Origin of the sequence: Collimonas sp., assembly GCF_035566555.1 — a bacterium.
In the GTDB taxonomy this organism is placed as follows: domain Bacteria; phylum Pseudomonadota; class Gammaproteobacteria; order Burkholderiales; family Burkholderiaceae_D; genus Collimonas.
Genome location: NZ_DATMRB010000144.1, coordinates 1 through 9,334 on the forward strand (window position 1 = coordinate 1; position 9,334 = coordinate 9,334).

Here is a 9,334-nt window from a genome sequence, read left to right on the forward strand (position 1 = left end):
CTGGTGGTTCTCGACGTCATGCTGCCTGCCCTCGATGGCTGGGCGGTGGTCAAGCGGATTCGTGAGAAGAAGAACATCCCTGTCTTGTTCCTGACGGCCCGCGACCACGTCGAGGATCGCGTGCGGGGACTCGAGCTGGGCGGTGACGACTATCTCATCAAGCCGTTCGCTTTTGTCGAGCTGCTGGCGCGTATCCGGACGCTCTTGCGCCGCGGGCCGGCGCGCGAGGTAGAGCTGATCAGCCTCGGTGATCTGGAGATCGACGTCGTCCGCCGGCGGGTGAAGCGCGCTGGCCAGCGTGTCGATTTGACGCCGCGGGAATTCTCACTGCTGCAGCTGCTTGCCAACCGGCAGGGCGAAGTTCTCAGCAGGACGCAGATCGCTTCCTACGTCTGGGACATGAATTTCGACAGCGACACCAATGTGGTCGATGTCGCCATCCGCCGCTTGCGCATCAAGATCGACGAACCCTATGCACGGCCGCTGATACACACCGTGCGCGGCATGGGTTACGTGCTGGAGGACCGCGCTTGAAGCCATGGGCGCCGCGCTCGCTGACGGTACGCCTGGCGGTATTGTTTGCACTGGCGACCTTGCTCACGTTTACCCTGGTCGGCAGCTATCTGTACTTTTCTCTGGCGCGCCAGCTGGAAAGCCATGACGATCAGGAATTGCTGGGCAAGATCACGCTGATGCAACATCTGGTCGGCAAGGCCGGTTCCGTGCAAGCGATTCGCGACGACCCGCACCTGTTCATGGATGCGGCGCTCGGCCACAACGATCTGTTATTGATACTGCGCAGCGCCGATGGCGCTCCGCTGCTGGATACGCAACCCGCCGCCGGCAGCCTGCCGGCCCTGCCGCTCAGCGCCATCGACCAGACTCCCGATCAACAATCCAGGAAGAACCTGCGCACCTCCGCCGGCATGCCGGTGCGCGCCACGGCGCTGTGGGGCAAGATCGACCGCAGCGGCGAACCAGTGCAGATCATCGTCGCCCACAATGTCAGCGACAGCCTGGCCATGCTGGACAGCTATCGCAGCCAGATTGTCGGGGCTGCGGTATGCGGCGCGCTGCTGTCCGCGTTGCTGGGATATGTGCTGGTGCGGCGCGGCTTGCGGCCAACCCGCCTGATCGCCCGGCAGGCGCATTCGATCACCGCCCAGCGCCTTGACCGCGGCCTCGACGTCGCCAGTGCGCCGTATGAATTGCAACAGCTGGTGGTGGCTTTCAACAGCATGCTGGACCGCCTGCATGACAGCTTTCAGCGGCTGTCGCAATTTTCCGCCGACCTGGCGCACGATTTGCGCACGCCCATCAACAACCTGATGGTGCAGACCCAGGTGGCGCTGGCGCAGCCAAGGAACCTGGAAGAATACCAGGGGCTGCTGGTGTCGAATGTCGAGGAATACGAGCGCCTGGCGCGCATGCTGGACAACATGCTGTTCCTGGCGCGCGCCGACAATGCCCATGTCGCCGTCGCCCGCGAGCAACTCGACTGCCATCAGGAGTTGCAGCGCATCGCCGATTACTTTGAAGGCGTGGCGGAGGACAGCGGCGTGCGCCTGAGCATCGCCGCCTCCGGAACCATGCTGGCCGATCCGGTGCTGTTGCGGCGCGCCATCGGCAACCTGGTCGCCAATGCAATCCGCTATACTGCGCGTGGCCAGGTCATCCGGATGGCGGCAATGCAGCAGCCGCACAACACCAGCATCACCATCAGCAATCCCGGCCCGCAGATTGCAGAAGCAGCCATTCCGCGCCTGTTCGACCGGTTTTACCGCGCCGATCCGGCCCGCAGCGACTCCGCCTCCTCGGCCGGACTTGGCCTCGCCATCGTGCAGTCCATCATGAAGCTGCATGGCGGCCAGGTCGAACTCAGCCGTTCGCCAGAACATATGACGGTATTCACGCTGAACTTCCCCAAGCCCCCCAATGTCTGAGGAGAGCTTTTTACAAACACTGCCTGTACATCCTTGCCTTGTTTGAATACCTGGCCCAGCGAACTAACCTGCACTCCGGCGGAAGAACCGTAGCATGAAATTTTTAAGCAAGCGCCTCCTGATCGGGTTAGCCGGACTCGGCCTGTTCTGGGGATTGGGCCTGATCAATTCCAATGAATTCGCAAAATCCGCTGTCTTGATGACTACCGCTGTCTTCGGCCTGGCGGGACTTTTCATGCTCGGACAGCCGCGCCAGCGTGCGGCATCCGCGACATCCCTCGTCATCTACCTGCTGTTCTTCACGGATGCCGCCATCAAAGGCTTCCTGCGCGACTATTTCGGCCTGCGTCCGAACCATGCGCTGGTGCTGCAAGCCATGCTCAATACAGACGCCGGCGAGACGCAAGAGTTTTTCCTGCACAATTATCCCGGCCTGGGTAAGGCAGCCGTCATCTTTCTTGCGCTGCTGTTGCTTGCCATTCTGGTTGAGCGCCGCCTGCGCAGACAAGAAGCAGGCTTGGTACTTGCCCCTGGCGGCTGGAAGAAAAAAACGCTGATCGCTACGGCATTTTCCATTTTCATTGCCCTGCACTTCAATCCCACCATGGCCAAGGAAAATCCCGTCTTGTTCTGGCCGTTGCGCCTGCTGGACTATCGCGCGCAAGTGGCAAGCCTGCAGAACATGCAGGATGAGATTGCCCGCAACATGAGCAAGCGCGAACAATGGCAGGTCAGCTATACCGGCGAGGCGGAACGGACGGTTATCCTGGTGATCGGTGAAAGCATCAATCGCTCAAACATGTCGCTCTACGGCTATCCGCGCGTGACGACGCCCTTGCTCGACGCGATCAGCGGCGAACTGCTGGTCTTCAACGACGTGTTGTCGGCGGAAGCGACGACCCTCGGTTCGCTGATGAAAATGCTGACCCCCGCCGATCTCGAACAGCCCGATTTATGGAACAAGAGTCCGGACGTCGTGGCGCTGGCCAAGCATGCCGGCTACAAGACCTTCTGGCTGTCCAACCAGTACATAGGCGACGGCTGGATCGGCCTGATCGCCGGACAAGCAGACAAATCCGTTTTCATCAACAAGGGGGCGGGACGCGGGGAGAACAACCTGGATGGCAATCTGCTGCCACACTTCGAGCAGGCCTTGGCAGACAAGGCGCCGAGAAAATTTATCATCGTTCACATGCTCGGAGCCCACCCGACCTACGAAATGCGCTATCCGAAAGGATTCGCCACATTTGACGGAGTCAGCGATGCCGTCTCAGCATCCTTGCAAAAGGCAGAGCGGTCCATGCGGATACAGGATTTGCGAGACGAGTACGACAATGCCATTTTGTATAACGACTACGTGCTCGGAAGCCTGATCCGCCGCGCCGCCGAAAACAGCGCCGGCCAGGCGGCAGCCTTGCTGTTCATTTCAGACCATGGGCAAGAAGTCGGACATACACGCGACCATGCGGGCCATTCCTTCGAAGACGAATCCGGTTATCAGGTGCCGATGCTGATCTGGAACAATCAGCAGAAGATTGCCGGCGCGCCGGGCCGCGCCATGCTGGAACCACGGACCTACCAGAGCGATGACCTGGACCACACCATCCTCGGCCTGCTGAAACTCGAGTCGGCCTATTCCGATCCGACCCTGGACATCATGCACAACCGGTTCAGCCCGCGGCAACGTCTGATCAACGGTTTGCCTTATCGCCCCAGCTAAGCCGGCGCCGCATTGCTGCAGCCGGCTGCAGATGTAAAAAAGCCGTGCAACAGTGATTGCACGGCTATGCGCCTCGCTCAGGCCAATGGCCAGCGCGCTGTACTACTGTTGTATTTACTTGCGCAGCACCAGCGTCGTCGGCAGGCTGTGCAGATAAGCTGCAATGTCCTGCACATCTTGGTGCGACAAGGCCTTGGCCTGACCACTCATGATGGCGTTGCTGCGGCCGTTAGGGCCGTCGCTGCCGCGCTGGTAAGCGATCAGGGCGTGCTGCAGGTAGTCCTGAGGCTGACCCGCCAGCTTCGGATAGCTGGGATCGATCGGGCTGTGGAAATCGGCGCCGTGACAGGAGGCGCAGGCATATTTTTTCGTCGCCGCTTCGCCGGCTGCGATATTGCCGGCAGCATGGGCATTCACGAATGCGCTGGTGGACAGCAGAAACACCACGCCAGCAAGAATCTTTTTCATTGTGTGGGTCCCTTATTTTTGCTGCGAGTAGTAAGCCGCAATATCCGCCATGTCCTGCTCGGACAGGCTGGCCGCAATGCCGCGCATGGTTGGCATCTTGCGGTCGCCCTTTTTATAGGCCACCAATGCGTTTTCGATGTATTTCGCCGACTGCCCGCCTAGCATAGGTACTTGATAGACTTCCGGGAAGGTGGCTTTGTAGCCGGGAATGCCATGGCAGCCGATACACATGGATATCTTGTTTTCCGCCGCCTTGGCGTTGCCGACCACATCCGCTGCCGCGGCCATGTTGGCAAGACCCGCAAGCGCGAGAAGAGCAATTAGTTTTTTCATAGTAGCTGGGTAATTGTAGCGAAAACGTTTATTCGAAACTGCCACGAATACTGCCTCAAATGCCAGCAGACATACAGAGCAAACCAGGCACTACGGCCTATGCTGCATTGCATATACTGCGCGGGCAAGGAATAAGGTAGCCCTGCCTGACGCCGACCGCCGTCGCCACCCTACACCAAAACCGGCTAATTTTACCCCAAGAAACATGCAGAGTCCACGCCCTCCGATGTTGGCCAGGCGGCGTCGGCAGCGCTCCCAAAGCCGCCGCCGGGATCTTGTTTTCCATGGAATTGCCTGCTTTTGACGGAAATTGTCTGCCATCGGCTTTTTCAGCAGGCAAGCCGCGTCAGCCGTGACGGCTGCCGGGATGACGATCCGGCGGCGTCGATTCCGACTGCATACCGGCGCCAGCCTGCTGCGTATCGTTGCTGGCCTTGTCGGCCGCAGCCGCTTCTGCCGGCGCCTCTGGCTTGGGCGCAGCCGCTTCAGGGAACAGGAAGGAGCGCGGCGAGGCGCTGAAGCGGCGCAGCACGGCGCGGAATACCAGCCTGCGGATGCGCGCCGGCACGTCGCGCGCGCGCAGCGCCAAGGTCAGCGCGCAAGCGAATGACACGCCGACGTTCAAGATGCCGATACTGGCGATACCGGCCACGGCCAGCCAGAACTGCGGCGCCGCCAGCACTTCCCAGCCGAGGCTGCTGGCGGCGGCAGTCAGGCTGCCGGTGGCCAGCGTCACATGCCGCACATCCAGCGGCAAGCCAAAGAACTGCGCCAGCACCGGCGTCATCCCCAGCAGCAGGCCGAGCGAGAGGTTGCCGGCGATCTGCGCCACATTGCGGTCCAGCCAGCCGGCCCAGCGTTCCGCCCGCATCGCTCCTAGCACGTACACCAGGCGGCGCTGCTGCGCCAGCGCTTCACGCAGGCGGCGCAAGGCAAACCAGTTGTCGGCAAAACCCGAAGCCAGACTCGACAGCCACAGCAGGATGCCGGTGAAAGCGGCAAACAGGGGCGTCGGGCCGATCACCGACAAGCTGTGCAGGCTGGCGCGCGCATGCTCCGCCGTCATCATGGGAGCATCGGTAGTCAGCAAGATCAGGCCGGAAATCAGCAGCATCGCCGGGATCACTCCCATCAGGTTGCCGAACACCGCAGCAGCCTGGGAACGCAGCAGCAGGGCAATTTCCGTCAGCAAGGCGCGCAGGCCCTCGACCGTATCCAGCTGCCCCATCTTGGACGCCAGCACCGGCGCCGTGACTGCCGGCTGCTTGGTGGCCAGGACGCCGCCGACCGCGGAAATCGCCATGAAGCTGACGGCATAGTTGAGCGATGCGAAAATGCCCTCGAAGAAACGGGCGGCGCCGAGCGCCGTCACCATCGATTTGCCGAGCACGGTGAACGCCGTAATGACGCCGCCGCGGCCGGCGGCTTTCAGCATCGCCCGGTATTCCTTGCTGTCGCGCGCGATGTAGTGCTCGCCATGGTCGGCATTGCGCTCAACCATTTTTCGCGCCAGCAAAGAGAAGCTGCGCTGTATCATGCCGCGCACCGAAGAACGCTGATGATGCGCCGCGATCAGGTCGCCCAGCAAGGCCTGGACCTGGCCGGCGCCCTGCCCGTCCTGCTGGCTGCCGCCGCCGTAAATGACGGCGCGCAGATCGGTCAGCAGCGCCATGCGCGTCAATTGGGCGCGCATGCGCTCGACCCGGTAGACCAGGCTGACCGACACGCCATGCTCGTCGAGGTGGGCGTAGATGCGGTCGGTCTGCGCCTGGCAGACGGCGATCAGCATGCGCACGCTGCGCAAGGCCCCGTCATCGCGCGGATTCACGTACAGATAGGTTTCCAGTTCGCGCCGCAGCACCATGAACGGCGTGGCCTGCAGCGGCATCTTGGGATCCAGCTTCTGGCGGAACGCCTTGCTGATGCCGTCCGCCAGCACCATGGTCGCCAGATAGATCAGCGCCTCGTCGACCTGCTGCTGGTAGCTGTGGGCGATGCCGTCGTCGGCCATCAGTTTCCATAGCAGCGCCACGCTGTCGCGGTCCAGCGCCAGCAGCCAGTCGGCATCTTCCGAGGTCGGAAACAGCACGGTGAACAGTGCCGACAAATCCGCCTCGAACGGCGGCTTGGGCAGCACCAGCTTGACGATATGCTCGGACAGTTCGCTGAAGAAGGCAGGCTCATGCGGCAGGCCGGTGGCGCAAAACAGTTCCGGTCCGGCAGCTTCGCGCAAGGTTTTCTGCAAGGTTGCCTGTACTACCCGGCGCAGGTCGCGGTTGCTGTCCAGCCATTCCAGCAGGAAACGCAAACGCTCTTGCCGGTAGCGCAGCCTGCCGTCATCGTCCAGCATGGATACCTTAGGGACGTGGCGCAGCCATTGGACCACGTCGATGATCCAGTCGGCGCGTTCCTGCCAGGCGGAAAATGGATTGGCGCGGCGCATCAAGGCATCGACTTGCCGCGTGTAGTGCCGGCTGTCAGCCTGGCGCTGCTCGCCATGCCGGAAGCGGCGCCACATGACGCGCAGGCGGAGAAGGAGAAATTTCATTGGCTATCGTTCGTTGGCTATCTAGTGTGGTGGAAACATGTTGCCTGGCTATCATGGCAACGCGCTGTTGATTCGGCAGCCGTTGGGGCCAGCCAATTGGCCATCTCGTTTATACTCGGCTTTATTTGCTTATACATGACTATCTACAATGCGATCCGAGACACGTTTTGAAAGTTCCGCCAGCTACGTCGCTACCGACGACCTGAAACTGGCCGTTAATGCCGCCTTGACGCTGCAAAGGCCGTTGCTGATCAAGGGCGAGCCGGGCACCGGCAAAACCATGCTGGCGGAAGAAGTGGCCGCCGCGCTCGGCATGCCTTTGATGCAATGGCATATCAAATCGACCACGAAAGCCCAGCAAGGCCTGTACGAGTACGACGCCGTCTCGCGCCTGCGCGATTCCCAGCTAGGCGACGCCAGGGTCAAGGACATCCACAACTACATCGTCAAGGGCGTCCTGTGGCAGGCCTTCAGTGCAGACGAACAAGTGGTGTTGCTGATCGATGAGATCGACAAAGCGGACATCGAGTTCCCCAACGATTTGTTGCGCGAGCTCGACCGCATGGAGTTTTACGTCTACGAAACCCGCGAAATGGTCCGCGCCAAGCATCGGCCGCTGGTGATCATCACTTCCAACAATGAGAAAGAGTTGCCGGACGCCTTCCTGCGCCGCTGCTTTTTCCATTACATCAAGTTCCCGGACAAGGCGACCATGCAGGAGATCGTCAATGTTCACTTCCCGCATTTGAAAAAGGACTTGCTGGCGCAGGCGCTGGAAACCTTTTACCAGGTGCGCGACGTCGCCGGCCTGAAAAAGAAACCATCCACTTCCGAGCTGCTGGACTGGCTCAAGCTGCTGCTGGCGGAAGACATCCCTCCGGAAGCGCTGCACAGCAGCGACGCCAAGGCCGTGGTGCCGCCCTTGCACGGCGCCTTGCTGAAGAACGAGCAGGACGTGCACCTGTTCGAACGCCTGGTTTTCATGGCAAGAAAGAACCGATAATCCAGATATGCTGATCGATTTCTTCTTCACTTTGAAAGACGCCAAGGTCCCGGTGTCGATCAAGGAATTCCTGATCCTTCTGGAGGCGCTGCAAAAGGACGTCATTGCGCCGACGCTGGATAATTTCTATTATCTGGCGCGCACCACCTTGGTCAAGGACGAGGCGCACTTCGACAAGTTCGACCAGGCTTTCGGGCGCTATTTCAAAGGCATCCAGACGATCTTCGAAAAGAACGCCGAAATCCCGCTGGACTGGCTGGTGCAGCGCATGAAACGCGAACTGTCGCCCGAGCAGCTGGCGCAGCTGGAAAAATTCGGCTACGACAAGTTGATGGACCGCCTCAAGGAATTGCTGGAAGAGCAAAAAGGCCGGCACGAGGGCGGTAACAAATGGATAGGCACCGGCGGCACGTCGCCGTTCGGCCACGGCGGCAGCAATCCCGAAGGCATCCGCATCGGCGGCAGCGGCGGCAACCGCACCGCGGTCAAGGTGTGGGATGCGCGTGCCTACCGCGACTATGACGACGAGCGCGAACTGGGCACGCGCAACATCAAGGTCGCCCTGCGCCGCCTGCGCAAGTTCGCGCGCGAAGGCATTGCCGAAGAACTGGCGCTGGACGACACCATCCGCGCCACGGCCCACAATGCCGGCTATCTCGACATCAAGATGCGGCCGGAGCGCAAGAACAATATCAAGGTGCTGATGCTGCTGGATGTCGGCGGCACCATGGATGACCATATCGCCCGCACCGAAGAACTGTTCAGCGCAGCCAAGACCGAATTCAAGAACATGGAGTTTTTCTATTTCCACAATTGCGTCTATGACTATCTGTGGAAAAACAACCAGCGCCGCCATGCCGAACGTTTTCCAACCTGGGAGATCCTGCGCAAGTACACGCCGGACACCAAGCTGATCTTCGTCGGCGACGCCACCATGAGTCCCTATGAAATCCTGCAGCCCGGCGGCTCGGTCGAATACAACAACGAAGAAGCCGGCGCCGAATGGCTGCAGCGCTTCACCCGCGCCTTCCCCAAGTTCATCTGGCTCAATCCGGAACCTGAGGGCTTGTGGCAGTACCGGCAATCGGTGGAAGTGATCCGGCAACTGATGAGCAACCGCATGTTTCCCGTGACCATGGACGGCTTGGAACGCGGCATGCGCCTGTTAAGCAAATAAGCAGGAAAGAAAATCGCCGTAACGGCGATTTTTTCCTTGCGCCGCCTGCTAAACCCGGTCCCGCATCGACAGGAATTTCCCCAGCGCCAGCAGGATCTGCGGCTGTTCCAGATGACGGTTCAGGAAGCCGTCGCAACCCGCC

At 60.7% G+C, this 9,334-nt stretch carries 8 protein-coding genes; 5 read left to right on the plus strand and 3 right to left on the minus strand.

Going from position 1 to position 9,334, the window contains the following annotated elements; all coding sequences use genetic code 11:
* The 3 genes from VNZ65_RS18045 to VNZ65_RS18055 form a co-directional block, all read left to right on the plus strand.
* Window positions 1-534, plus strand: a 534-nt coding sequence (locus VNZ65_RS18045; protein WP_325671444.1) for a winged helix-turn-helix domain-containing protein, incomplete at its 5' end; no start/stop codon positions are given.
* Window positions 531-1,943, plus strand: a complete 1,413-nt coding sequence (locus VNZ65_RS18050) for a heavy metal sensor histidine kinase (protein ID WP_325671446.1) — start codon at window positions 531-533, stop codon at window positions 1,941-1,943. The genes VNZ65_RS18045 and VNZ65_RS18050, both read left to right, overlap by 4 nt.
* A gap of 94 nt (window positions 1,944-2,037) precedes the next feature.
* Window positions 2,038-3,663 (plus strand): phosphoethanolamine transferase, encoded by a 1,626-nt coding sequence (locus VNZ65_RS18055; protein ID WP_325671448.1) that lies wholly within the window; start codon window positions 2,038-2,040, stop codon window positions 3,661-3,663.
* Between the two features lie 114 nt (window positions 3,664-3,777).
* On the opposite strand, the gene VNZ65_RS18060 is transcribed toward VNZ65_RS18055, so the two are convergent.
* The 3 genes from VNZ65_RS18060 to VNZ65_RS18070 form a co-directional block, all read right to left on the minus strand.
* Complete coding sequence (locus tag VNZ65_RS18060; RefSeq protein WP_325671449.1) at window positions 3,778-4,131, minus strand: cytochrome c; 354 nt, start codon at window positions 4,129-4,131, stop codon at window positions 3,778-3,780.
* A gap of 12 nt (window positions 4,132-4,143) precedes the next feature.
* Complete coding sequence (locus tag VNZ65_RS18065; RefSeq protein ID WP_061941666.1) at window positions 4,144-4,464, minus strand: c-type cytochrome; 321 nt, start codon at window positions 4,462-4,464, stop codon at window positions 4,144-4,146.
* A gap of 346 nt (window positions 4,465-4,810) precedes the next feature.
* Window positions 4,811-7,012 (minus strand): site-specific recombinase, encoded by a 2,202-nt coding sequence (locus VNZ65_RS18070; RefSeq protein ID WP_325671451.1) that lies wholly within the window; start codon window positions 7,010-7,012, stop codon window positions 4,811-4,813.
* A 148-nt stretch (window positions 7,013-7,160) separates the two neighbouring features.
* Between VNZ65_RS18070 and VNZ65_RS18075 the strand changes: the two genes are divergently transcribed.
* Together VNZ65_RS18075 and VNZ65_RS18080 are read left to right on the plus strand one after the other, a co-directional pair.
* Entirely contained in the window at window positions 7,161-8,015 is an 855-nt protein-coding gene (locus VNZ65_RS18075) for a MoxR family ATPase (protein ID WP_325671453.1), read from the plus strand.
* 7 nt (window positions 8,016-8,022) lie between these two features.
* On the plus strand, window positions 8,023-9,192 hold the full coding sequence (locus tag VNZ65_RS18080; RefSeq protein ID WP_325671455.1) for a VWA domain-containing protein: 1,170 nt from the start codon (window positions 8,023-8,025) through the stop codon (window positions 9,190-9,192).
* The last annotated feature ends 142 nt before the right edge of the window (window positions 9,193-9,334 follow it).

Coding starts and splice junctions, on each gene's coding strand:
- VNZ65_RS18065 (WP_061941666.1), bottom strand. CDS start 4,464: ATGAAAAAACTAATTGCTCTTCTCGCGCTTGCGGGTCTTGCCAACATG.
- VNZ65_RS18070 (WP_325671451.1), bottom strand. CDS start 7,012: ATGAAATTTCTCCTTCTCCGCCTGCGCGTCATGTGGCGCCGCTTCCGG.
- VNZ65_RS18060 (WP_325671449.1), bottom strand. CDS start 4,131: ATGAAAAAGATTCTTGCTGGCGTGGTGTTTCTGCTGTCCACCAGCGCA.
- VNZ65_RS18075 (WP_325671453.1), top strand. CDS start 7,161: ATGCGATCCGAGACACGTTTTGAAAGTTCCGCCAGCTACGTCGCTACC.
- VNZ65_RS18055 (WP_325671448.1), top strand. CDS start 2,038: ATGAAATTTTTAAGCAAGCGCCTCCTGATCGGGTTAGCCGGACTCGGC.
- VNZ65_RS18080 (WP_325671455.1), top strand. CDS start 8,023: ATGCTGATCGATTTCTTCTTCACTTTGAAAGACGCCAAGGTCCCGGTG.